Here is a 24550-nt window from a genome sequence, read left to right as displayed (position 1 = left end):
CGTTCTACCCCGGCGCATTATGCAAGGGCATTACACAATGCCCTTGCGGAATGTGACGTGAGGGCTCCACCCGCCGGACGACGACGTCCGACCGAGGACAGGAGAACCGTGTGAACCAGAACACCCGCGTGCGATCGGGCCTCGTGGCCACCATCGCCGCCGTCATCGTCGCAGGGGGCTCGCTCACAGCGGCGCCAGCCCTCGCCGCGACGACCTGCGCGACCGCCTGGAGCGCCGGCACCGCCTACAACGGCGGAGCCACCGTCAGCGAGAACGGTTCGAACTACACCGCGAACTGGTGGACCCAGGGCGACGAACCGGCGACCCACTCCGGTGCGACCGGCAGCGGCCAGCCGTGGACGTCGTCCGGCACCTGCACCGGTGGCGGCACCGGCGGCGGGACCACCACCCCTGGCGGCGGTGGGACCACCACGCCCGGCAACGGCAGCACCGGCACCGCGAGCGGTCTGGTCTTCAGCCCGTACAAGGACATCACCGTGAACCTCGACTGGAACACGAACGTCATGAACACCGCGGTCACCGGCACGCGGATCCCGGTCGTCGGGTCGAGCAACAGCCTCGTGTCGACGCGGGAGCCCGGCCTCAAGGCCATCACGCTCGCCTTCGCCACCGGTACCTGCGGCAGCGAGAACTGGGGCGGGGTGGCCGCCGACGCGTTCGCGAGCGCCAACATCGCGAAGCTCGACGCTGCCGGCGTGAACTACATCGTCAGCACCGGTGGCGCCGCAGGCTCGTTCAAGTGTTCCGGCACCGCGCTGCAGTCCTTCATCGCCCGCTACGCTTCGCCGCACATGATCGGCGTCGACTTCGACATCGAGAGCGGGCAATCGGCCGCGGACGTGCAGAACCTGGTGAGCGCAGCGGCCCTGGCGCAGGCGAAGTACCCCGGCCTGCGCTTCTCGTTCACGCTCGCCACGCTGGCGGCGTCCGACGGCTCGTTCGGTGGACTGAACAGCACCGGCGACGCCACCGTCAAGGCGATCAAGGCCTCGGCGCTCACGAACTACACGATCAACCTCATGACGATGGACTTCGGACGCGCGACCACGGCCAACTGCGTGATCGTCGGGTCGACGTGTCAGATGGGGCAGTCCACGATCCAGGCGGTCACGAACCTGCAGCACACCTACGGGATCGCCTCGTCGAAGATCGAGGTCACCCCGATGATCGGCGTCAACGACACCTCTGACGAGGTCTTCACCCTCGCGGATGCCGACACCGTCGCCGCGTACGCCAAGTCCCACGGGCTCGCGGGCGTGCACACCTGGTCGCTCGACCGCGACACCCCCTGCCCGACGGCGCAGAGCACCGCGTCACCCACCTGCAGCTCGGTGGCCGGCACCACGGCCCTCGCCTGGACCGACCGCTTCCTGGCGGGCCTCCAGTCCGTCAGGTGGGGACGTGACGGGCGTCAGGTCGCCTCGGCGTCGAAGGGTGCCGGTTCACCGGCGGCCAGGGGCACGACGGGAGCCGTCGCGCGCACCTTGGAGGCCGTCACCTGCGCGGTCTGGACGGCTGCGGCACTCGTGCCGGAGTCGAGCAGGGCGTCGCGGATGATGCGGCGCGGGTCGTACTGGCGCGGGTCGAGTTTCTGCCACTCGATGTCGTCGAACTCGGGGCCCATCTCGTCGCGCATCCGCTCCTTCGCGGTGTCGGCGAACCGACGGACGGCCTTGACGAACTCGGCCAGCTTCTGGGCGTACATCGGCAGGCGCTGCGGCCCGAGCAAGAGGACGCCGATGACCCCGATGATCAGGATCTTGTCGAGCGGGATGTCCACGCGAGCGAGCCTAACGCGTGCTGCTGCGTTGCACCTCTAGAGTTGTCTCCCGAACGGAGTGTGCGTGTCAGAGAAAGAGTCGAACTGGAAGTTCGCCGAGGACATCGTCTCGGAGACCGAGGCGATCGCCCGTGCTCGTGAGCACTCCCTGGAACTCGGGGTCGAAGCGATCTCGCCCGCGATCGGTGCGCAGATCGGGGTCATCGCCGCAGCCTCGCGAGCCACGAGCATCATCGAGATCGGCACCGGCCTCGGGGTCTCCGGCCTGTACCTGCTCGCCGGCGCCCCGAACGCGACCCTGACCACGATCGACGTCGAGGTCGACCACCAGCAGTTCGCCCGCGACGCCTACATCAGCGCCGGCACCGCCCCCGCACGGATCCGGCTCATCCCCGGTCGAGCGAACCAGGTGCTCCCCCGCATGAACGAGGCCTCGTACGACGTCGTGCTCGTCGACGCCGACCCCGAGCACGTCATCGAGTACGTCGAGCACGGTCTGCGGCTCGCCCGCCTGGGTGGCACCGTCCTGGTGCCGCACGCCCTGTGGCGCGGACGCGTGGCCGACCCGGTGAAGCGCGACCGCGCCACCACGGACTTCCGGCTGCTCCTGACCGAGGTGTCGACCTCGGGTGCGGTGCGCAGCGCGCTGTCGCCCGCCGGTGACGGGCTGCTGCAGTTGACGAAGGTCACCAACTAGCGCTCGACCCGCCGGCGCTCGCGCAGGTCAGTCCAGGTGCCGCAGGTACCGCTCGGGCGACTCGAGGAACGCACGCTCGTTCCGCACCAGGTCGAGGTCGCGCCACTCGGTGCGCCGCAGGCCCCACTCGCCGACCTCGTGGATCTCGGCCCCGGGGAACGCGGCGAGCACAGGTGAGTGGGTCGAGAGCACGACCTGGCCGACACCCGTCTCGACGATGGACTGCAGGAGCCCGATGAGCGCCAGGCACCCCGAGAACGACAGCGCGGACTCCGGCTCGTCGAGGATCCAGAGCCCGGGCCACTGCGACCGGTGGATCACGAAGTCGAGGAACGACTCACCGTGGCTCCGCTCGTGGAACAGGGGCTCGGCTCCCCCGGGGTGCTGTTCGAGGTAGGTGAAGACCCCGTGCATGGTCTCCGCGCGCAGGAAGAAGCCGGACCGCACCGCTCCGGGCTCCCGGTGCAGGGCGATGTGTTCCCAGAGCTGCGATTCGCTCGGGCGGGTGCTGTGCCCGGACTTCGTCGAACCACCCTCGGGCCCCATCCCGAAGGCGAGCGCCATTGCCTCGACCAGGGTGGACTTGCCGGCACCGTTCTCGCCGACCAGCACCGTCACCGGAGCGAGGTCGAGCCCGTCGTCGAGCAGCTGCCGAACGGGCGCGAGCGTGGCCGGCCAGACGCTGCGCGGCATCGGGTCGGGCGCGTACTCCTCGACGCGGCGGATCGGCAGTCTCGTCCTCGGCACGGCCCCATCCTGCCGGAGCCGACCGACACCGCGTGTGGGAGCCCCCTACCGGCGGACAGACGGAAGGCCCGGAGCGTACACGCTCCGGGCCTTCCGTTCTGGTGCTTCGACGTACTAGGCCGAGACGACCTCAGCGAGTGCGTCGTGGAGTTCCTTGGCCTCGGCATCGTTGACCGAGACGACCAGGCGGCCTCCACCTTCGAGCGGAACCCGCACGATGATGAGTCGACCCTCCTTAACAGCCTCCATCGGCCCGTCACCGGTCCTCGGCTTCATGGCTGCCATCAGATGTCCCCTTTCGTGCAGTAAATGCAGCCCCATTATCCCGTATGGAGGGGGCAACTGCGAAACCGCCCAGGTTGGGGGTGTCGGATGCCCCGTCCGGATGCTCCGCAGAACGCGGTTCCACGGGCCTCCGGCGCCCCGCATCGATCACGGCGGGGTCCAGTCGTAGCCGTCGATCCACCACGTGTAGTACAGCCAGACCCACTGCAGCCCGACGAACGCGACGACGACGGCCACGCGGTACACCCGCGACCGCGGCAGCGCCACGATGCCGAGCAGCGGTGCGATCGGCACGAGGATGCGCCAGGTGCTCGACTGCGGGAAGAACACCGCGAGCAGGTACACCAGGTACGCCACGCCCCAGAGTCGGAGCTCGATGCCGATCCGGCGTGCGGCCGGCATGCACACGAACGCGGCGAACCCGACGAGCACGACGACGAGCAGCACCGTGCCGGCCGGCTGCCCGAACCACCACCCGAACCCCTGCACCCACGGCGCGAACGGCACGAGTTCCTTCCACCCGATGTACGACGACCGCCAGGCGAGCTCGGTGTCCGTGTAGGCCTTCGGCGCCCCGGTCACCGCCCACGCGATCGCCGGCCATGCCAGACCGACCAGACCCGACACCGTGGCGACCACCGCGGGTGGGACGAGCCGGCGGAGGGTCAGCGGCTCCGACGAGCGCACCCACGCCGGGCGGATCGCCCAAGCGGCCACGAAGAGGACCACCAGGAACGCGAAGGCGAGCCCCGTCGGTCGGGTCATGCCGAGCAGGAGCACGACGGGCAGCATCGCCCACCACCGTCGATCCACCATGAGCAGCAGCGCGACGAGCAGCAGGAACAGACCCATCGACTCCGCGTAGGCCACCTGGAACATCGCCGACACCGGGGCGACGCAGAACAGCACCGTGGCGAACGTCGCCCGTACGGGATCGAGGAACCGTCCCATGAGCCTGCGGAACACCAGCGCGGCCCCGAGTCCGGCGAGCAACGACACCGAGACCGCGACGAACTCGAACGACGCTCCGGTGAGCAGCGTGAGCGCGCGCACCAGGAACGGGTAGGCGGGCATGAACGCCCACGCGTTCTCGGTCACGTGCCCGGCGGCATCGACCGGCAGCGTCGACGGGTACCCGCCCGTGGCGATCACGCGGTACCAGGCACCGTCCCAGACCGACGCGAACGACAGGTAGCCCGGGCTCTGCACGGTGAACGAGTTCGCCGCCTGCACGCGGGCGAACGCGATCATCATGGCGCCCGTGACGAGCCGCGCCAGCACGTAGACGACCGTGATGCGCACCCACCACGGGACGACCCGGTACCGGGCCCGCCAGCGGTTCCGAGCAGGGGTCCTCCGGGTGGCCCCCGCCGTTGTCAGGCCGTCAGCCACCGACGCAGCCCGGCCTCGACCGCGGTGATCTGCGCGACCGGGACCTGCTCGTCGTCGTGGTGGGCGAAGACCGGCTCGCCGGGGCCGTAGTTGACCGCGGGGACCCCGAGCGCCGAGAAGCGTGCGACGTCGGTCCAGCCGTACTTCGGACGGGGCTCCGGTCCGCCGACGGCCGCGACGAAGTCCTGCGCGAGTGGGGCATCGAGTCCGGGGCGGGCACCGGCGGCGAGGTCGACGATCGTGACCTCGTACCCGTCGAACAGCTCGCGGATGTGGGCGACGGCTTCGTCGGCCGAGCGCGAGGGTGCGAACCGGTAGTTCACGTGCACCATCGCCTCGTCGGGGATGATGTTGCCCGCGATGCCGCCGCTGATGCCGACCGCGTTCAGGCCTTCGCGGTACTCGAGCCCGTCGACCGTGACGGCGCGGGGCTCGTAGGCGGCCAGGGTGGCCAGGATCGGGGCGGTCTTGTGGATCGCGTTGTCGCCGATCCAGCTCCGGGCGCTGTGCGAACGCTTGCCGAACGTGCGGATCTCGGCGCGGAGGTTGCCGTTGCACCCGCCCTCGATCTGCGCCCCGGACGGCTCGCCCAGGATCGCGAAGTCGGCGGTGAGGAGTTCGGGTCGTGTCCGGGCCAGGCGGCCGAGGCCGTTCAGGGCGTCGCTGACCTCCTCGTGGTCGTACCAGACCCAGGTGACGTCGACCGAGGGGGCGACCAGGTCGTACGCGAGCTTGAGCTGCACCGCGCAGCCGGCCTTCATGTCGACGGTGCCGCGGCCCCAGAGGATCTCGGTGCCGTCCTCGGCGGTCCGGAACTCGGTCGGCAGGTTGTCGTTGAGCGGCACCGTGTCGATGTGACCGGCGATGACGACGCGGCGGTCGCGGCCCAGGTTCGTCCGCGCCACGATCGCGTCGCCGTCGCGGATCACCTCGAGGTGCGGCAGCGGTGCGAGCACGGCCTCGATCGCGTCGGCGAGGGCCTGCTCGTTCCCGGACACCGACTCGATGTCGCAGATGGCACGGGTGATGTCGATGGACGAGGCGGTGAGGTCGAGGTGCTCCGGCATGCGGGCAGCCTACCGGCCGCCCCTCGCACCACCCCGGCAGTCCGGACGGTCGGGAACCCCACCGCCCCGGCAGTCCGGACGGTCGGGAACCGCACCGCCCGGGCAGTCCGGACGGACGGTGCCCGCCGACGGCCGCTCGGTACCCTGGAGCCGTGACCGACACGACTGCCACCGACCGCCCGACCCACGCCTGGGGCCACGGCCTCGCGACGATCGCCGCCGACGGCACGACGCTCGACACCTGGTACCCGGAGACGCACCTCGGGGCGCTGCCCGCCGGCGCCGTGTTCCCCGCCGAGCTGCAGGCGCACGTCGGTGACGACCCCCGCCGCGAGGTCCGGATCGAGGCCGTCACCACCGAGATCACGATCGACGCCGCTCCGACGAGCACCCCGGACGCGTACCTCCGCCTGCACCTGCTGAGCCACCTGCACGTCCGCCCGAACGAGGTCTCCCTCGACGGCGTCTTCGGCCACCTGCCGATCGTCGCGTGGACGAACGCCGGCCCGGTGCACCCCGAGTCCCTGACGCGCCTGCGCCCGTCCCTGCAGCGCGCCGGCATCGCCGTGCACGCCATCGACAAGTTCCCGCGCCTGCTCGACTACGTCGTGCCGGACCGCGTCCGCATCGGCGACGCCAACCGCGTCCGCCTCGGCGCACACCTGGCGCCGGGCACCACCGTCATGCACGAGGGCTTCGTCAACTTCAACGCCGGCACCCTCGGTGACGCCATGATCGAGGGCCGCGTCTCGCAGGGCGTCGTCGTCGGCAACGGCACCGACATCGGCGGCGGCGCCTCGATCATGGGCACGCTGTCCGGCGGCGGCACCCACCGTGTCTCGCTCGGCGAACGCGCGCTGCTCGGCGCGAACGCGGGCCTCGGCATCTCGCTCGGTGACGACTCCGTCATCGAGGCCGGTCTCTACGTCACGGCCGGCACGAAGGTGGTGCTGGTCGGCGCAGCCCCGAACCCCGACGGCACCCCGAAGACCGTCAAGGCCGCCGAGCTCTCCGGCACCCCGAACATCCTCTTCCGCCGCAACAGCATCAGCGGCGCCGTCGAGGCACTGCAGCGCAAGGGCGAGGGCATCCAGCTGAACACCGCGCTGCACGCGTAGCGCCCCGCCCCGGCCCGCGCGCCCGGAGGCCCGCCCCGCGAGCGGTCACGACACACCGTCCGCGGGCGCCGAGGGCGAACGAACCGTCGGTTCGACACCCGCCGGACGACAGTTCGCGACCACTCGGCGGAAGCGAGCGGCGCGTCCCGCCGCCCCGCGCCCTGCACGCACGCACGGGAGGCCCGGTGTCGGTCCACGAGACCGGCACCGGGCCTCCAGGTCGTCGCGTCCAGAGCCCGCCCCGCCCCGCGAGCGGTCACGACACACCGTCCGCGCGCGCCGAGGGCGCACGAACCGTCGGTTCGACACCCTCCGAACGACAGTTCGCGACCACTCGGCGGAGGCGACCGGCGCGTCCCGCCGGACGACGGCACGCGGCGCACACGCACGAGCGCCCCGCGCCACGGGACCGTGGGGCGGGGGGCGGGGCGCTCGGAGTCGATCAGCGCTCGGGGACGTCGCGCTCGGGCGCACCCACGTAGAGCTGCTGAGGGCGACCGATCTTGTTGAGCGGGTCGTTGTTCAGCTCGCGCCACTGGGCGATCCAGCCCGGCAGGCGACCGATGGCGAACAGGACGGTGAACATCCGCGGCGGGAAGCCCATCGCCTTGTAGATGATGCCGGTGTAGAAGTCGACGTTCGGGTAGAGCTTGCGGCTGACGAAGTACTCGTCCTCGAGCGCGATCTGCTCGAGTTCCATCGCGATGTCGAGCAGGTCGTCCTGCACGCCGAGGGACTCGAGGACCTCGTGCGCGGACTCCTTGACGAGCTTCGCGCGCGGGTCGTAGTTCTTGTAGACGCGGTGCCCGAAGCCCATGAGCTTGACACCCTGCTCCTTGTTCTTCACCCGCTCGACGAAGCGCGTGACGGGCTCGCCCGAGTCCTTGATCTGCTGGAGCATCTCGAGCACGGCCTCGTTCGCACCGCCGTGCAGCGGGCCGTACAGAGCGTTGATGCCGGCCGAGATCGAGGCGAACATGTTCGCCTTCGTCGAGCCGACCATGCGCACCGTCGAGGTCGAGGCGTTCTGCTCGTGGTCCTCGTGCAGGATGAGGAGCCGCTCGAGCGCCTTCGAGAGCACCGGGTTGGGCTTGTAGGTCTCGGCCATGGTGCCGAAGTTCAGCCGCAGGAAGTTGTCGACGAACGACAGCGAGTTGTCCGGGTACAGGAACGCCTGCCCGATGGCCTTCTTGTGGGCGTACGCCGCGATGACCGGGAGCTTGGCGAGGAGCCGGACGGTCTGCAGCTCGACCTTCTCGGGGTCGTCCACGTCCATGTCGTCCTCGTAGTAGGTGGACAGGGCGCTGACGGCGCTCGAGAGCACGGACATCGGGTGCGCCGAGTGCGGCAGGGCGTCGAACAGGCGGCGGAGGTCTTCGTGCAGCAGGGTGTGCCGACGGATGCGGGCGTCGAACTGCTCGAGCTCGGTGGCGGTCGGCAGCTCGCCGTAGATCAGGAGCCACGCGACCTCGAGGAACGTGCAGTTCCCGGCGATCTGGTCGATCGGGTACCCGCGGTAGCGCAGGATCCCCTGGTCGCCGTCGATGTAGGTGATCGCGCTCTTCGTCGCACCGGTGTTCACGAACCCGTAGTCGAGCGTGTTCATCCCGGTCTGCTTCTTGAAGGTCGAGATGTCGATCGCGGACGCGCCGTCGACGCTCTGCAGGATCGGGAACTCCGCCGTGCCACCCGGGAACGTCAGCGTCGCGGTCGCGCCCTGCTGTTCGGCGGCGGGACTCACGGGGACGGGCGTGGTGGGCGGTGTGGCCGTCTTCTGAGCGTCATTGGCAGTGTCAGTCACGAGGACAGCCTAATCGCGGCACCTGTCGGTCGTGCACACATCCCAGGTGACGATTTGGTGGTTCCCACGGATTGCGGGCACCACCGGAACGACTCGTGTCCGTGCTACGCGGTGCCGAGGCGACGGCTGCTCGCCAGTCGCTGCGACGCTGCGGCGATGCGTTCGTCGGTCGCGGTCAGGGCCACGCGGACGTGCTCGCCCCCTGCCGCACCGTAGAACGTGCCCGGTGCGACGAGGATCCCGCGGTCGGCGAGCCAGGCCACGGTGTCGAGTGCGGGTTCGCCCCGGGTGGCCCAGAGGTAGAGCCCGGCCTCGCTGTGGTCGATCCGGAACCCGGCATCCTCGAGTGCTCGCCGGAGCATGTTCCGTCGCGCGCGGTAGCGGGCCTTCTGCTGCTGCACGTGGGTCTCGTCCTGGAGCGCGACGACCATGGCCTGCTGCACAGGCAGCGGCGGCATGAGCCCGGCGTGCTTCCGGACGGCCAGGACGTCGGCCAGGATCGCGGCGTCACCGGCGACGAAGGCCGCACGGTAGCCGGCGAGGTTCGACTGCTTCGACAGCGAGTACACGCTCAGCACGCCGTCGAGCGAGTCGCCGACGACCCGGGGGTCGAGGATCGTGGGCGTCGGCGTGGTGGCGTACTCCGGCTCCCACCCGAGCTCGGCGTAGCACTCGTCGCCGACGATGACGGCTCCGAGCTCGCGGGCGCGCACCACGGCGGCACGGAGCTCGTCGATCGTCAGCACGCGGCCGTCCGGGTTGCCCGGGGAGTTCAGCCACACCAGCTTCGTGGTCGACGGCCACGCTGCCGGGTCGTCCGAGGCCAGGGCATCGGCGCGGACCAGTGCGGCGCCGAGCTCGTACGTCGGGTACGCGGCTGCCGGGAACACCACGGTGTCACCGGGGCCGATGCCGAGCCAGAGCGCCAGACCCGCGATGAACTCCTTCGAGCCGATCGTCGGCAGCGCGTTCGCCTCGGTCAGGGCGACGCCGTGCCGACGGCCGTACCAGTCCGCGATGGCCTGCCGCAGCGCCGGGGTACCGGCGACCTGCGGGTAGGCGTGCGCGTCGGTCGCGGTGGCCAGGGCGGTGCGGACGACCTCGGGCGTGGGGTCGACGGGCGATCCGACGCTGAGGTCGACGATGCCGCCCTCGTACGCCGCGGCGCGCTGCTTGAACGGGACGAGCTGGTCCCAGGGGAAGTCGGGGAGGTCGAGCGCCACGAGGGGGGTCCGGTCAGCCGCGGACGGGCTCGGCCGCGACGACGGGGTGGTCCTTGTGGATCACGCCGACCTTCGCAGCGCCGCCGGGCGACCCGACCTCGTCGAAGAACTCGACGTTGGCCTTGTAGTAGTCGGCCCACTGGTCGGGCAGGTCGTCCTCGTAGTAGATGGCCTCGACGGGGCAGACCGGCTCACACGCACCGCAGTCGACGCACTCGTCGGGGTGGATGTAGAGCGAGCGGTCACCCTCGTAGATGCAGTCGACCGGGCATTCGTCGATGCAGGCGCGGTCCTTGACGTCGACACAGGGCTGGGCGATCACGTAGGTCACGGTTCGGGTGCTCCCTTCGACGAGCGGGTTCGAGTCTACTCGCGGCCCGGGGCCGTCCGGGACCGCAGCCCCGACAGGTCCGGCCACGCGAGGACCAGGGCGGCGATGACCGCGGGGGCGAAGGTCCAGACGTACCCGGCCGCGTTGGCGAGGACGAGCGGCGAGCTCTCCCCGCCGACCGACACGAGCACCTGCGTCGCGACGAGGATCCCGATGCCGATCGCGGCGACCATCGCCCGCGAGCGGTAGACGAGCCGCACGCCCACGGTCAGGCCGAGCACGATGAGGGTGGTGACGACGAGTCCGACCGGGAACGCGCCGAGCGTCTGCTGGTGCGTGACCGTCCCGAGCCCGCCCGCGAGCAGCCCGAGCAGCAGCGAGACGACGACCGCCGCGGCCTTGCCCTGGCCGGACATCTCGGCGTAGGTCTGCGGGGCCGCCAGCTGCGGGGCCGCGTCGTGCCGGAACGCCTCGACCGCCGGGGCGTGCTGCCGGACGCCGTGCGGCATCACCCACGACAGAGCGCTCGGGTCGGCGGGATCCACGGGGTCGACGTCGACCTGGGAGCGGTACTGCTCGACGGCCGCGCGCACCTTGGCGCGGACCGGCAGGACGTCGACCGTGAGGTCGGCCTGGCCGCTGCCGGGGTCGACGATCATCGAGAAGGGGACCTCTTCGGCACGGGCCGCGTACTGCGCCGCGTGGTGCATCCGCACGTGGTCGGGGTGCCCGTAGCCGCCGTCGTCGGCGTAGCTGATCACGGCGTCGGCACCGGTGGAGCGGATGGCGGCACGGACGTCGTCCACCACCTCGCCCAGGTCCGCTGCGGTGAGCGAGTCGGCCGGGGCGTCGTCCGCGGCGGTGGCCCGCCCGTCCGGGCCCCACTGCATGCCCGAGTCGACGTAGCGACGCTCCGGCAGGTCGGTCGGCCGGGCACCGCGCCCGCCGAGCCACAGGTGCTGCGGACCACCGAGGGCGGCGAGGGCCGCGGCGATCTCGGTCTCCCGGTGCCGTGCCACCCGCGCGGGGTCGCCAGCCAGCGGGGCCAGCTGCTCCGTGAGCATCTCACCGCGCTCGCCCCGGGTCGCGGTGAGCACGGTCACCTCGGCGCCGCGCTCGAGCAGGGTCGCGATGGTCCCGCCCGACGAGAGCGTCTCGTCGTCGGGATGGGCGTGCACGATCAGGACGCGCTCAGGGCGCGTGGCAGGGGCCTTCGACATCGTCCCCAAGGGTACGGGACTAGCGGGGCGTGACGATGTAGGTCGCCGTGACGCCGCCGCTGTCCTTGGTCTCCGAGAAGGTCAGGACGACGCGGTAGGCGTCGCTCCGGAACATGCCGAACGCGCTCGACGAGTCCGCACGCTTGGCCGACTCGGTGTACCCGGCGTCGGTGAGCTGCTGCACGGCGGCCTGGAAGTCGTCGACCGAGGCCGCCCGGACCTGCGCGACCCACCCCGAGCCGTTCGGGCCGGCTCCCCCGCCGAGCACGGTGCCGTCGACGAGCGGGACGTCGGCCGACGGGAACCCGTCCGGCACCTTCCCGTCGGAGGTGACATCGGCACCCTTGAGCGCCGTGTCGAGCGCGCCGTCGATGCCACCGGCGACCGAGGACATGCCGTCCTGGATCGCCTTGCCGTCGATGCCCGCGATCCCGTCGGCGACGTTCGACGCGACGGAGGACCCGAGGTCGGTGGCCTGCTGCACGGCCTGGGTCGAGCAGCCGGTGAGTCCGGCCAGGGCGATGCCGGCAGCGACGGCGGCGATCAGCGGGGTACGGAGGGAACGCATGGCGCGACCGTAACGGACGAGCCGGGAGGCCCGGCGCGAGTTGGCTGTGAACGTGCCGTCCCCGGGGCGGTCACGTGCGCGGCGGGCCGCCCCGGGCCTCCTTCCCGAAGAAGGTGTCAGGCGACGTAGGCGCGCGTCGCCGCGACCAGGGCGTCGACGCCGACCGGGATCGCGGTCTCGGCCTGCGGCGCGTAGAACGGCGAGTGGTTGCTCGGGATCTCCTCGCCGCGGCGGAAGCGCTCCGGGTCGGTGATGCCCGTGAACCAGTACACGAGCGGCGCTCCGGCGGCGGTGGCGAGCTGGCCGACGTCCTCCGACGCCATGGCGAGCCCGATCTCCAGGTCGCGGGCTCCCGGCACCTCGGCGCGGATGGCCTCGAGCACGGTGGCGGCGGCCTCGGCGTCGTTCACGGTGACCTCGGCGCCCGGCGCGCGCACGATCGTCGGCTCGGACAGGCCTCCTGCCGTGCTCTCGGCCCGGACGATGCGCTCGATCGAGGCGATGATGCGCTGGCGGGTCTCCTCGTTGCGGGCCCGGGTCGAGATCTCGATCACGGCCTCGTCGGGGATGATGTTCGCCCGCGTGCCGGCGTGGAAGCTGCCGACGGTGACGACCCCCGCGTCGCTCGGCGAGACCTCGCGGGCGACGACCGTCTGCAGCCGCACGACGGCCGAGGCCGCGGTGACGACCGGGTCGAGCGAGGCCTGCGGCGCAGAACCGTGCGCCCCACGGCCGTTGAAGGTCACCGTCAGCCGGTCGCTCGACGCCATCACGGGGCCGGTGCCGACCGCGACGATGCCGACCGGTGCGGGTGCGGAGTGCTGCCCGAGCACGACGTCCGGCTTCGGGAACCGCTCGACCAGGCCGTCCTCGACCATCGCGCGGGCGCCGGAGATGACCTCTTCAGCAGGCTGGAAGACGGCGACGACCGTGCCGCGCCAGTCCCCCGTGGTGGCGACCAGGCGCTCCAGCGTGCCGAGCAGCCACGTGACGTGGATGTCGTGGCCGCAGGCGTGCATGGTCGGGACCTCGCGGCCCTCGTCGTCGGTGCCGACGTGCTCGCTGGCGTAGGACAGGCCGGTGCGTTCCTGCACGGGCAGGCCGTCCATGTCGGCGCGGAGCCAGACCACCGGTCCCTCGCCGTTCGACACGACACCGACGACGCCGGTGCCGCCGACGCCCGTCGTCACCTCGATCCCGCCGATCTCGGCGAGCTTCGCAGTGATGACACCGGCGGTGCGGTGCTCCTGGAAGCCGAGCTCCGGGTGGGCGTGCAGGTCCTGGTAGATCGAGAGCAGGTCGAGAGTCACGCTGACCACGGTACAACCGCGAACGGCCCGGCCACCTGTTGCAGGTGACCGGGCCGTCGGACGGAGGACGGGCCTCCGCGGGTGTTGCTCGTGCTGGTGCTTACGCGTCCTGGCGCTTGAGACGCGCGTAGGAGCGCTGGCGAGCCGACGCGTCCAGCTCGACCTTGCGGATGCGCACGGCGGCGGGGGTGACCTCGACGCACTCGTCCTCACGGGCGAACTCGAGGCACTCCTCCAACGAGAGCTGACGCGACGGCGTCATCGACTCGAACGTGTCGGCGTTGGCCGACCGCATGTTGGTGAGCTTCTTCTCCTTGGTGATGTTCACGTCCATGTCGTCGGCGCGCGAGTTCTCGCCGATGACCATGCCCTCGTAGACCTCTTCGGTCGGGTTGACGAAGAACGACATCCGCTCCTGGAGGTTCGTGATGGCGAACGGCGTCACCACACCGGAGCGGTCGGAGACGATCGAGCCGTTGATGCGGGTCTGGATCGCGCCGGCCCACTCGTCGTAGCCGTGGAAGATCGCGTTGGCGATGCCGGTGCCGCGGGTCTCGGTGAGGAACGACGTGCGGAAGCCGATCAGACCGCGCGACGGGACGATGAACTCCATGCGAACCCAGCCCGTGCCGTGGTTCGTCATGTTCTCCATGCGGCCCTTGCGAGCGGCCATGAGCTGCGTGATCGCGCCGAGGTACTCCTCCGGCGTGTCGATCGTCATGTGCTCGTACGGCTCCTGCAGCTTGCCGTTCTCGTCACGCTTCGTGACCACCTGCGGCTTGCCGACGGTGAGCTCGAAGCCCTCGCGACGCATCTGCTCGACCAGGATGGCGAGTGCGAGCTCACCACGGCCCTGGACCTCCCACGCGTCGGGGCGGCCGATGTCGAGGACCTTGAGCGAGACGTTGCCGACGAGCTCGCGGTCGAGGCGCTCCTTGACCATGCGGGCGGTCAGCTTGTGGCCCTTGACCTTGCCGACGAGCGGGCTGGTGTTCGTGCCGATCGTCATCGAGATCGCCGGGTCGTCGACCGTGATGGTCGGCAGCGGGCGGACGTCCTCGGGGTCGGTCAGGGTCTCGCCGATGGTGATCGTGTCGAAGCCGGCGACGGCGACGATGTCACCGGGGCCCGCCGACTCGGCCGGGTAGCGGTCGAGCGCCTTCGTGATGAGGAGCTCGGTGATGCGGGCGTTGACGACGGTGCCGTCGTGCTTGACCCACGCGACCGTCTGGCCCTTCTTCATGGTGCCGTGGAAGATGCGCAGGAGCGCCAGGCGACCGAGGAACGGGGAGGCGTCGAGGTTCGTGACGTGCGCCTGCAGCGGGTGCTCGTCGTCGTACTTCGGGGCCGGGACGTGCTGGAGGATCGCTTCGAACAGCGGCTCGAGGTCGTCGTTGTCGGGCAGCTCGCCGTCGTTCGGCTTGTTGCGCGACGCGGCGCCGTTGCGACCCGAGGCGTAGACCACCGGGACGTCGAGGATCGCGTCGAGGTCGAGGTCGTCGACCTCGTCCGACAGGTCGGAGGCGAGGCCGAGGAGCAGGTCCTGGGACTCGGAGACGACCTCGTCGATGCGGGAGTCGGGCCGGTCCGTCTTGTTGACGAGCAGGATCACCGGGAGCTTCGCGGCGAGCGCCTTGCGCAGCACGAAGCGGGTCTGGGGCAGGGGACCTTCGGAGGCGTCGACGAGCAGCACGACACCGTCGACCATGGAGAGGCCGCGCTCGACCTCACCACCGAAGTCGGCGTGACCGGGCGTGTCGATCACGTTGATGGTGATGGGGCCGTCCGCGCCGAACTCGGTCGCGTGCTTGCCGTTGTAGAGCACCGACGTGTTCTTCGCGAGGATCGTGATGCCCTTCTCGCGCTCGAGGTCGTTCGAGTCCATCATGCGGTCTTCGCCCTCGAAGTGGGCGTCGAACGAGTTGGTCTGCGTGAGCATCGCGTCGACGAGGGTGGTCTTGCCGTGGTCGACGTGTGCCACGATGGCGACGTTGCGCAGGTCGGACCGGGTGGCGAGCGCCATACAGGACATCCTTCAATTTCTGGGAGAGTGTCGGGCCAGTGTTTTCACAGCACCGCACCCGTGGGCAGAACGCCCGACACGCCAGTCTACCGGTAGTTCGCAAGCGACAGGAGTACAGCGCATGAGCCGTCGGCGAACGTGGGTCGAGATCACCATCGTCCTGCTGCTCTCGCTCGGTGCCAGCGCCCTCTACTCGATCCTGCAGATCATCGACGACCTGTCCCAGACGACCCCGCTCGGCGAGCAGTCGACGGCGCTGAACACCTCGTCGACGACGGTGCAGTACGTCGACCTCGCCCGGCAGCTCCTCGGCATCGCGGTGGACCTGGCCCCGGTCGCGCTCGTCTGCTACCTGCTGTGGAGCACGTCGCGACCGCACCTGGGCCGGCTCGGGATCGACCGGTTCCGGGCGAAGCCGGACCTGGGCGGCCCGGCGCTCATCGCCCTGTGCATCGGCATCCCGGGGCTCGCGCTGTACTTCGCGGGGCGGGCGCTCGGCATCACGGTCGCGGTCGACCCCGCCGCGCTGAACTCGTACTGGTGGACGGTCCCGGTCCTGCTGCTGTCCGCGATCCGCTCGGGCCTGCAGGAAGAGGTGATCGTGATCGGGTACCTCTACGCCCGTCTCGGCGACCTCGGGTGGGGCCGCTGGCAGATGATCCTGTCGACCGCTCTGCTGCGCGGCAGCTACCACCTGTACCAGGGGTTCGGGGCGTTCATCGGCAACGCGGTGATGGGCATCGTGTTCGGCTGGATCTACACGAGGTGGGGCCGGCTCCTGCCGCTCGTCATCACGCACGCGCTGCTCGACGCGGTGGTCTTCGTCGGGTACCCCTGGGTGGCGCACGCGTTCCCGCAGTTGTTCTCGTAGGCCGCGGCGCGCCGCTGGCAGCTCGTGCACGCGCCGCTGGCAGCTCGCGCACGCACCGCTGGCCGTTCAGCGCGTCGCGGGCGCATCCACAGCCCCCGCACAGCGCGCCGAGGGGCAACCACCGCCGGGCCGCCCTACCGTGAGACCCATGAGCATCCCCGCGATCGGCGAGTCCGCCCCGTCGTTCACCCTGCCGGGGATGGTCGTGCGCGGCGGCGTCCGCTCCGACGACGAGTACGACCTGTCCGCCGAGATCGGCCGCACCGTGGTGCTGGCCTTCTACCCGGGCGACGCGACGGCGGTCTGCACGGCCCAGCTCTGCAGCTACCAGGCCGAACTCGACGAGTTCACCGACCTCGGCGCGACGGTGTGGGGCATCAGCCCGCAGGCACTCGACTCGCACGAGGGGTTCGCCCGCGGGTCCTCGCTCGCGTTCCCGCTGCTCAGCGACACCGCGGGCTCGGTGATCCGCGCCTACGGGGTGCAGGCACCGGGCATCGGCCTGCGCCGGTCGGTCTTCGTGATCGGCCCCGACGGCGTGGTCCGGTGGCGGCACGTCGGCCTGGTCGGTCTGCTGTTTCCGAAGGCCGAGACGATCCGCGAACAGATCGAACTGCTCGTTTCGTAGTCCACGGCGTGGGATTCCCCTGAATGCGTCACGATGGGGTATTGACACCCCAACTGGGGGCGACGACCATTGACGGCACGAGGGTCCGTCCAGGATCTGCCTCCCCGGGGAATCGGGTCGTCCGGAGATACGCGCCGGTGTGTCACACCCGCTCCCCGGGCGTCTCCGGGGAGGCATCTCGTACCCTCGTCCGGTGCCCACCACCATCGTCGCCCCCGGCCTGCGCGCCCTCGCCGTCGTCCTCTGGGTCGTGGCCGTCGTGCTCGTCCCACTGGCGCTGCTCGGCGGCGGCGCCCCCTGGCTCGTGCCGATCCCGAGCATCGCCGTCGCGTTCGTCGCCTGGGCTGCGCTCTGGCGTCCCCGGATCGAGCTGACGCCGGAGCACCTGCGCATCGTGGACGTCCGGCGGACCAGCACCTACACCTGGTCCCGCATCAGCGAGGTGCGCACGAAGTACGGCATCGAGGTGGTCACCAGCGAGGGCGTCCGCCGCGTCTGGATCGCGACCCGCCCGACGGCGCGTCTCGCCGCGCACACCGGTGACCGGCCGGGAGGCCCGGATCGCCTGGACGTCGACGCTGCGGCCGCGCGGATCCTGGCCCACGTGCCCGCCCCGGCCGAGCAGGACGGCCCGCCCCCGTCGACCGTGACGGCTGCGCCGATCACGCACCGCGCCCACGGCTGGACGATCCTGGCGATGGTCGTCCTCGGGGTCGCGGCGTCGCTGGCGGCGGCACGGTTCTAGCGGTCACGACGCAGAACGACACCCCCGACGTCGTGCGACGTCGGGGGTGTCGTTCGTGAACGGGGCGGCGACTACTTCGTGTAGCCGACGTCCTGCCACTTGACCGAGGACTGCTGGAACTGCGCCGGACCGTAGTTCACCAGGTCCTTGCGCACACCCCAGGCGTACGGCTCGGCGAACAGCGGGATGGTGCCGGCGACCGCGACGATCTTCTTGTCGATGGCCTGCGCGTCCTTGATGCGGGCATCCGGGTCGAGCTCGCCGTTCGCCTTGTCCCACGCGGCACCGAGCGAGTCGTCCGTCACGCCGGTGTAGTTCTGGCCGGCGTCGGCGGGGTAGTAGATCGACTTCAGCGACGAGATCGGGAACGGGGTGCCCTGCCACGCGAAGTACGTGGCGTCGAAGTCACGGGTCGTCGTGGTGATGTACTTCGTGAAGAAGTCGTCGGTGGGCACGGTGTCGATGGTCACCTTGAAGCCGGCGAGCTTGGTCTGCTGCTGCACGAGCTGCGCGACGTTCGCCGAGTTCGGGTTGTCCGACGGGATCACGAAGCGGACGTCGAGTTCCTTGCCGCCCTTGGTCGCGTAGCCGTCCGAGCCGATCTTCCAGCCGGCGTCCTCGAGCTTCGACTTCGCCTTGTCGGTGCTGTAGCCGTAGACGCTCGACGCGTCGTCCTCGTAGCCCTGCTGCCCGGGCAGGTAGACGAGGTTGTTGAGCACGTCGCCCGGGCTCTTCACCGGCGACAGGATCGCCTGGGCCACGACCTTGCGGTTGATGGCCTGTGCGAACGCCTGGCGCACGTCCTGGTCCTTGAAGACGTCCGAGGTGCCGTTCAGCGTGATCTGACGCTGCGTGGTGCCGAGCGAGCGCTCGATCTTCGAGTCGGAGCGCGAGTTCGCCGTCTTGAGGTTGTCGGCGCTGCCGTTCAGGTTGAACGCGTCGAGCTCCTTGTTGCCGTACGCCTGGGCGACGCCGTCACGCGAGACCGTCTTGAAGACGATCGTGTCGAGCTTGCCCTCGTCACCCCACCACTTGGAGTTCTTCTCGAAGGTCACGACGCCACCGTTGGTGTCGAAGGACTTCAGGATGTACGGACCACCGGAGACGTAGGTCTTGCCGTCGGCGGCGTACGGCGCCTTGGCCCAGGCCTTGTTGAAGTGGTCCGGGGTGTCGACGGCCCAGTACGGGTAGATGGCGGTCAAGACGCTCGCCCAGTCCGCGTTGGTCTTCGAGAACGTCATGATGACGTCACGCTCGTCGGAGCCCTGCTTGACCGAGTCCACGTCCTCCCACACGTTGGTGGACAGCGGCGCGAAGGCCTTGTCGGAGCCGTTCAGCGCCTTCCAGTTCGCGATGACGTCCTTCGCGCTGATCGGGGTGCCGTCCGACCACACGGCCTTCGGGTTGATCTTGATCTCGACGGTCTGGGGCGAGTCCTTGGTCAGCTCGACGGACGTCGCGTAGTCCTTGTTCGCCTCCCACTCGCCGTTCTCCTTGAACTGGATGAAGCTCGGCAGGTAGGTCTGCGAGATCGTCGTGTCGTCGACGGTCCCCGAGTCCAGGTTGAGCAGCTGCCAGTTCGCCGGAGCGGTGTCGATCGGCAGGGTGATCGACCCGCCGTCCTTGACGTCGGCGCGGTCCGCGACGGTCCAGCCGGTCGACTTCAGCGACGACTCGGCGACCGCGGAGTTGTCGCCGCCCGCTTCTCCGCCGCCGGAGCAGCCTGCCAGCACGACGGCAGCTGCCGCAGCGGTGGCCAGGACGGCGATGCCCTTGATCCTCTTTCGCATGGCGAGGATTCCCTTTCGTTGTGGTTCGCGCAGATCGCGCTGGACCGCGGCGGCCCCCGCCGTCGCGCCTGTTGGTTGAGAACCCTAGCCACATCCGAAGGCGGCACAAGGGTCTGTGCGATGAATCGAAACACGCTCGTAACGAATGTTGCATAGCGTCACTTCCGTTGTCCCACCCAGTCGCTCGAACGGCTAGCCTGTCGCCACCGACAACGCCGTCCGGTCGGACGGCCGCACCCAGAGGTCACGAACCACATGCTCGCCTTCATCGCAAAGCGGATCGTCAACTACATCGTCCTGACGATCGTGGCGACCACGCTCGGGTACATCCTCGCCAGCACGACGCTCAACCCGGCAGCCCGGTTCCTGGGGCGCAACCCGGCCGTGCCGCCGGGCACCATCCAGGCGTCGCTCCGCAAGCTCGGCGCCGATCCGGACACCCCGCTCCTCGTCCGCACCTGGGACTGGTGGGTCGGGCTGGTGACGCACGGCTCGCTCGGCATGAGCACCCGCGGCACCGAGGTGACGGCCGACATCATCGCCCGCTCCGGGACGAGCCTGCGGCTGCTCGTGATCGGCACACTGCTCGGCGCGATCCTCGGGGTGCTCCTCGGCGTCTGGAACGCGGTCCGGCAGTACCGCACCTCCGACCAGGTGTCGACGTACCTGTCGTTCGCTGTGCTCGCCACCCCGACCTTCGTCATCGCGGTCGTGCTGATGATCCTCGCGACCACGCTCAACCAGGGCGTGGGGACGCAGGTGATCCGGTTCACCGGCGAGTACACGCCGGGGGTGACCGGGTTCTTCCCGGTGCTCGGCGACCGGCTCGTGCACCTGTTGTTACCGACGATCTCGCTGACCATCGGCGCCGTCGCCACCTACTCGCGCTACCAGCGCTCGGCGATGCTCGACGTGCTGTCGAACGACTTCATCCGGACCGCACGGTCGAAGGGCCGCACCCGCGGCTCGGCGATCATGCGCCACGGTGTGCGGGTCGCCCTCATCCCGATGTCGACCTTCTTCGCGTACTCGTTCGGACTCATCCTGACCGGCGCGAGCATCACCGAGCTGGTCTTCAGCTGGCACGGCATGGGCGAGTACTTCGTCCAGAGCATCAGCAACAACGACATCAACGCGGCGTCGGGCACGATCCTCTTCACGGCGATCCTCGTGCTCATCGCAGGGACCCTCGCGGACCTGCTGTACGCCGCGCTCGACCCGCGAGTGAGGGTGTGACCCGTGTCTGTTCTCGACCCCACGACCACGACCACCGCCGGTGACCCCGGCGACGGCAACGCCGGGACGCCGGCGCACGTCATCGAGGTGAAGGGCGGCCGCACCCCGCTCTGGCGCAAGGTGTTCGGCACCTGGCGCGCACGCATCGGTGGCAGCGCCCTGCTCCTCATCATCCTCTGGGCGTTCCTCGGCCCGTACCTGTACCACTGGAACGCCGTCGACTCCGACGGGCTGGCGTTCGGCATGCCGCCGAGCGCTGCGCACTGGTTCGGCACGAACGACATCGGCCAGGACATCTACGCGCAGACCCTGGTCGGCCTGCAGAAGTCGCTGCTCATCGGCCTGATCGCCGGACCGGCAGCGACCCTGATCGCCGGCATCGTCGGCGCGATCGCCGGGTACTTCGGCGGCCTCACCGACCGGCTGCTCGTGTGGGTCATCGACCTGCTGCTCGTGATCCCGTCGTTCTACGCGCTCGTGCTGCTCAGCCCGGTGTTCAAGAACCTGACATGGGTTGCCCTCATCGTCGGCCTCGCGGTGTTCAGCTGGATGGTGATGGCCCGGGTGATCCGCGGTCAGACGATGTCGCTCCGCGAACGCGACTACGTCAAGGCCGCCCGGTTCATGGGCGTCCCGGCGTTCACGATCATCCGTCGGCACATCCTGCCGAACGTGGCGTCGCTGCTCATCATCGACGCCACGCTCGGCGTCGGCGCCGCGATCCTGGCGGAGAGCTCGCTGAGCTTCTTCGGCTTCGGCATCCAGATCCCCGACGTGTCGCTCGGCACCCTGCTCGCCGCCGGCAGCCAGTCCGCCGTCACCCGCCCGTGGCTGTTCGTCCTGCCCGCCGCGACGCTCGTCGCGACCGTGCTCTCGACCAGCCTGCTCGGCGACGCCCTGCGCGACGCCATCGACCCCACCTCCGGAGCCAACCGTGACTGAGCCGCTGCTCACCGTGTCCGACCTGTCGGTCACGTTCAACCCGAAGACCAAGCCCGTCTACGCGGTCCGGGGTGTCGACTACTCGGTGGCCCCCGGTGAGTTCCTCGGCATCGTGGGCGAGTCGGGTTCCGGCAAGTCGGTGTCCTCGATGGCCGTGATGGGCCTGCTGCCGTCCTCCGCCCAGGTGCAGGGCAGCATCCGGTTCGACGGGCAGGAGCTCGTCGGCAGGAACGATCGCGAGATGTCGGCGCTGCGCGGCCGGGACATCGCGATGGTGTTCCAGGACCCGCTGTCCGCATTGACGCCGGTGTACACGATCGGCCAGCAGATCATCGAGGGCCTGCGCCTGCACGACCGCTCCCTCACCCAGCACGCCGCACGCACCCGCGCCGAGGAACTCCTGCGCATCGTCGGCATCCCGAACCCGGCTCGACGACTCGACGCGTTCCCGCACGAGTTCTCCGGCGGCATGCGCCAGCGCGCGATGATCGCCATCGCCATCGCGAACGACCCGAAGCTGATCATCGCGGACGAGCCCACCACGGCGCTCGACGTGACGATCCAGGCGCAGATCCTCGACGTGCTGCAGACCGCCAAGGACATGACCGGTGCGGCCGTCGTGCTCATCACGCACGACCTCGGCGTCGTCGCCGGCAACGCCGACCGCGTCGCCGTGATGTACGCCGGCCGGATCGTCGAGACGGCGCCGGTGCTCCCCCTGTTCCGTGAACCGGTGATGCCGTACACGATCGGGCTGCTCCGCTCGATGCCGAACATGACGTCCGCCCGCACCGAGCGGCTCGTCCCGCTCGACGGCCGCCCGCCCCTGCTCACGCAGAAGCCGACCGGCTGCCCGTTCGCCGACCGCTGCCCCGCCGTCATCGACGCCTGCCGCGACGGCGAACCCGCCCTCGTCGCACCGACGGTGCCGCAGAGCGCCGACAACCCGGTCCTGACCGGTGCCGTCCAGACGATCGGCAACGGCACCCTGCTCGACGACCACACCGCCGCGTGCATCCGTCGCGACGAGATCGCCGCGGGCACCCTCGAGCGCTCGGAGATCTTCCCCCGCCCCGAGGACGTCCCCGAGGCAGCGGTCGACCACGGCGACGAGGTCGTGCTCGAGCTGCAGGACGTCGTCAAGACGTTCCCGCTCACCAAGGGCGCGCTCTTCCGCCGGCAGATCGGCGAGGTGCACGCGGTGGACGGCATCTCCCTGACGCTCAAGCGCGGCCAGGTGCTCGGTCTGGTCGGCGAGTCCGGCTGCGGCAAGACGACCACCATCATGGAGATCCTCGAGCTCGCCGGGGCCCAGCACGGCACCATCCGGGTGAACGGCGTCGACACCGCCTCGCTGTCCAAGAAGGACCGTCTGGCACTGCGCCGCGACATCCAGGTCGTTTTCCAGGACCCGATGGCGTCGATCGACCCGCGCCTCGACATCGGCTCGGTGATCGGTGAACCCCTCACCGTGCACGGCGTCGCGAAGGACGAGATCCGCCGGCGGGTGCGCGAGGTCCTCGAGCTGGTCGGGCTCGAGCCGAGCTACATCGACCGGTACCCGCACGAGTTCTCCGGCGGCCAGCGGCAGCGCATCGGCATCGCCCGTGCGCTCATCGTCGAGCCGAAGATCCTGGTGCTCGACGAGCCGGTCTCCGCGCTCGACGTCTCGGTGCAGGCCGGTGTGATCAACCTGCTCGAGGACCTCAAGCACCGCCTCGGGCTGTCCTACCTGTTCGTGGCGCACGACCTGTCCGTCGTCCGGCACATCGCCGACGACGTCGCGGTCATGTACCTCGGCCGCATCGTCGAGTACGGCGACGGCGACGCGGTCTTCTCGGACCCGCAGCACCCGTACACCCGGGCGCTGCTGTCGGCCGTGCCGGTGCCGGACCCCATGGCCGAGGCCGCCCGCGGGCGCATCCTGCTCGACGGCGACCTGCCCTCCCCCACGGAGCGCATCGACGGCTGCCGGTTCCGCACGCGCTGCCCGCTCTACCAGCTCCTCGACGAGGGCCGGCAGGAGCAGTGCCGCACGATCGACCCGGGTCTCGAGCCCGTGCACGGCCGCGGTGTCGCCTGCATCCAGACCGACCAGGAGCACCTGCTCACCGAGCGGGTCGGCGCGGTCGTCTGACGACGCCGGTCACGCCGTGGACGTGACCAACGGACGGACGGGAGGCCCGGTACCAGCTGGTACCGGGCCTCCCGTCCGTCGTGTGGTCGCGATCGCGAGCCGCGTCAGGCCCCCAGCCACAGGCTGAGCAGCGAGGCGGCGAGCAGCGCCAGCGCCGCTGCGCCGACCGCCAGGGCCGGCACGTCCCAGCCGCGCACGGCGTCGCCGGCGCCGGTGCCGTCGCGGTGCTCGGACCAGCGGTCGAGCAGCACCGTCATCTCGTCGGGCTGTCGCAGGACGGCCCGCTCACCGCGCCGGGCCGGTTTCGGCCGCGGCAGCGACGGCCCGCCCCAGCATTGGACCTTCCGGCCGGCGACCGTCTCGATCACGATCTGCCAGCGGAGCCGGACGTCGGCGACGGCCTGCCACGGCACCACGGTGCGGCGGAGCGGGTTGACCACGGTGACCGCGCGCTCGTCGATGACGATGCACGGACGGTAGGTCAGGACCCAGAGCGCCCAGACGAGCACGGCGATCGGGCCGGCGGCACGGAGGACGACGTCCCAGCTCCCCCGGAACGCCGCATCGCCGAGCAGGAACAGGCCCAGGACGGCGACGAGGCCGGACGCCACCGCGCCC

General features: G+C 70.4%; 22 protein-coding genes and 1 pseudogene. 9 read left to right on the top strand and 14 right to left on the bottom strand.

The annotated features are described in order from the left end of the window. Positions 1-110: 110 nt before the first annotated feature. Positions 111-341 (top strand): annotated as a pseudogene (locus DEJ03_RS18380) (carbohydrate-binding protein); the annotation flags it as partial. Between the two features lie 1091 nt (positions 342-1432). Here DEJ03_RS18380 and DEJ03_RS09645 read toward each other — a convergent pair. Further along, positions 1433-1801 (bottom strand): twin-arginine translocase TatA/TatE family subunit, encoded by a 369-nt coding sequence (locus tag DEJ03_RS09645; RefSeq protein WP_027464570.1) that lies wholly within the window; start codon positions 1799-1801, stop codon positions 1433-1435. A 64-nt stretch (positions 1802-1865) separates the two neighbouring features. Between DEJ03_RS09645 and DEJ03_RS09640 the strand changes: the two genes are divergently transcribed. Continuing rightward, the gene (locus DEJ03_RS09640; protein WP_017887052.1) at positions 1866-2498 is read left to right on the top strand and encodes an O-methyltransferase; all 633 of its coding nucleotides are present in this window, start codon (positions 1866-1868) and stop codon (positions 2496-2498) included. A gap of 27 nt (positions 2499-2525) precedes the next feature. Here the strand turns inward: DEJ03_RS09640 and DEJ03_RS09635 are convergent, their stop codons facing one another. The 4 genes from DEJ03_RS09635 to dapE form a co-directional block, all read right to left on the bottom strand. Further along, positions 2526-3245 carry an AAA family ATPase gene (locus DEJ03_RS09635; RefSeq protein WP_110864448.1) on the bottom strand — a complete coding sequence of 240 codons (720 nt, stop codon included), beginning with the start codon at positions 3243-3245 and terminating at the stop codon, positions 2526-2528. Between the two features lie 114 nt (positions 3246-3359). Next, on the bottom strand, positions 3360-3530 hold the full coding sequence (locus DEJ03_RS09630) for a DUF3117 domain-containing protein (RefSeq protein WP_017887054.1): 171 nt from the start codon (positions 3528-3530) through the stop codon (positions 3360-3362). 147 nt (positions 3531-3677) lie between these two features. Beyond that, the gene (locus tag DEJ03_RS09625) at positions 3678-4922 is read right to left on the bottom strand and encodes a hypothetical protein (RefSeq protein WP_110864500.1); all 1245 of its coding nucleotides are present in this window, start codon (positions 4920-4922) and stop codon (positions 3678-3680) included. Next, complete coding sequence (gene dapE / locus DEJ03_RS09620) at positions 4907-5989, bottom strand: succinyl-diaminopimelate desuccinylase (protein WP_110864447.1); 1083 nt, start codon at positions 5987-5989, stop codon at positions 4907-4909. Before dapE ends, DEJ03_RS09625 begins: the two co-directional genes overlap by 16 nt. Positions 5990-6141: 152 nt before the next feature. Between dapE and dapD the strand changes: the two genes are divergently transcribed. After that, the gene (gene dapD, locus DEJ03_RS09615) at positions 6142-7107 is read left to right on the top strand and encodes a 2,3,4,5-tetrahydropyridine-2,6-dicarboxylate N-succinyltransferase (RefSeq protein WP_110864446.1); all 966 of its coding nucleotides are present in this window, start codon (positions 6142-6144) and stop codon (positions 7105-7107) included. A gap of 442 nt (positions 7108-7549) precedes the next feature. Here dapD and DEJ03_RS09610 read toward each other — a convergent pair whose 3' ends face one another. The 7 genes from DEJ03_RS09610 to typA all read right to left on the bottom strand — a co-directional run bounded on the left by DEJ03_RS09610 (position 7550) and on the right by typA (position 15583). After that, positions 7550-8848 carry a citrate synthase gene (locus tag DEJ03_RS09610; protein ID WP_110864445.1) on the bottom strand — a complete coding sequence of 433 codons (1299 nt, stop codon included), beginning with the start codon at positions 8846-8848 and terminating at the stop codon, positions 7550-7552. 164 nt (positions 8849-9012) lie between these two features. Continuing rightward, on the bottom strand, positions 9013-10131 hold the full coding sequence (dapC, locus tag DEJ03_RS09605; protein WP_110864444.1) for a succinyldiaminopimelate transaminase: 1119 nt from the start codon (positions 10129-10131) through the stop codon (positions 9013-9015). Between the two features lie 13 nt (positions 10132-10144). After that, on the bottom strand, positions 10145-10462 hold the full coding sequence (fdxA, locus tag DEJ03_RS09600; protein ID WP_017887060.1) for a ferredoxin: 318 nt from the start codon (positions 10460-10462) through the stop codon (positions 10145-10147). Between the two features lie 35 nt (positions 10463-10497). Next, complete coding sequence (locus DEJ03_RS09595; protein ID WP_110864443.1) at positions 10498-11682, bottom strand: PIG-L family deacetylase; 1185 nt, start codon at positions 11680-11682, stop codon at positions 10498-10500. 19 nt (positions 11683-11701) lie between these two features. Beyond that, positions 11702-12250, bottom strand: a complete 549-nt coding sequence (locus DEJ03_RS09590) for a hypothetical protein (protein ID WP_110864442.1) — start codon at positions 12248-12250, stop codon at positions 11702-11704. A 116-nt stretch (positions 12251-12366) separates the two neighbouring features. Continuing rightward, positions 12367-13560, bottom strand: coding sequence for an amidohydrolase (locus DEJ03_RS09585; protein WP_027464563.1), 1194 nt, complete (start codon positions 13558-13560; stop codon positions 12367-12369). A 100-nt stretch (positions 13561-13660) separates the two neighbouring features. Further along, entirely contained in the window at positions 13661-15583 is a 1923-nt protein-coding gene (typA, locus tag DEJ03_RS09580) for a translational GTPase TypA (protein ID WP_027464562.1), read from the bottom strand. A gap of 121 nt (positions 15584-15704) precedes the next feature. On the opposite strand from typA, the gene DEJ03_RS09575 reads away from it, so the two are divergent. From DEJ03_RS09575 to DEJ03_RS09565, 3 genes are all read left to right on the top strand, one after another. Beyond that, positions 15705-16454: a CPBP family intramembrane glutamic endopeptidase gene (locus DEJ03_RS09575; RefSeq protein ID WP_071404166.1), complete on the top strand. Its 750-nt coding sequence runs from the start codon at positions 15705-15707 to the stop codon at positions 16452-16454. A gap of 148 nt (positions 16455-16602) precedes the next feature. Continuing rightward, the gene (locus DEJ03_RS09570; RefSeq protein ID WP_110864440.1) at positions 16603-17082 is read left to right on the top strand and encodes a peroxiredoxin; all 480 of its coding nucleotides are present in this window, start codon (positions 16603-16605) and stop codon (positions 17080-17082) included. Between the two features lie 193 nt (positions 17083-17275). Next, positions 17276-17827, top strand: coding sequence for a PH domain-containing protein (locus tag DEJ03_RS09565; RefSeq protein WP_181422669.1), 552 nt, complete (start codon positions 17276-17278; stop codon positions 17825-17827). Between the two features lie 71 nt (positions 17828-17898). On the opposite strand, the gene DEJ03_RS09560 is transcribed toward DEJ03_RS09565, so the two are convergent. Next, positions 17899-19617, bottom strand: a complete 1719-nt coding sequence (locus tag DEJ03_RS09560; RefSeq protein ID WP_110864438.1) for an ABC transporter family substrate-binding protein — start codon at positions 19615-19617, stop codon at positions 17899-17901. Between the two features lie 255 nt (positions 19618-19872). Between DEJ03_RS09560 and DEJ03_RS09555 the strand changes: the two genes are divergently transcribed. Genes DEJ03_RS09555 through DEJ03_RS09545 form a run of 3 tightly spaced genes read left to right on the top strand, consistent with a single transcriptional unit; the run spans position 19873 to position 23932 of the window. Further along, on the top strand, positions 19873-20853 hold the full coding sequence (locus tag DEJ03_RS09555) for an ABC transporter permease (protein WP_110864437.1): 981 nt from the start codon (positions 19873-19875) through the stop codon (positions 20851-20853). 3 nt (positions 20854-20856) lie between these two features. Beyond that, the gene (locus DEJ03_RS09550) at positions 20857-21795 is read left to right on the top strand and encodes an ABC transporter permease (RefSeq protein ID WP_071404170.1); all 939 of its coding nucleotides are present in this window, start codon (positions 20857-20859) and stop codon (positions 21793-21795) included. Next, positions 21788-23932 carry a dipeptide ABC transporter ATP-binding protein gene (locus DEJ03_RS09545; protein WP_110864436.1) on the top strand — a complete coding sequence of 715 codons (2145 nt, stop codon included), beginning with the start codon at positions 21788-21790 and terminating at the stop codon, positions 23930-23932. Before DEJ03_RS09550 ends, DEJ03_RS09545 begins: the two co-directional genes overlap by 8 nt. Before the next feature lie 104 nt (positions 23933-24036). Here DEJ03_RS09545 and DEJ03_RS09540 read toward each other — a convergent pair whose 3' ends face one another. Further along, entirely contained in the window at positions 24037-24543 is a 507-nt protein-coding gene (locus DEJ03_RS09540; RefSeq protein ID WP_071404172.1) for a PH domain-containing protein, read from the bottom strand. Positions 24544-24550 lie beyond the last annotated feature (7 nt).

It is taken from the genome of Curtobacterium sp. MCLR17_043, assembly GCF_003224215.1.
Taxonomy (GTDB): Bacteria; Actinomycetota; Actinomycetes; order Actinomycetales; family Microbacteriaceae; genus Curtobacterium; species Curtobacterium flaccumfaciens.
This window is presented reverse-complemented; position numbering and strand designations above follow the sequence as displayed.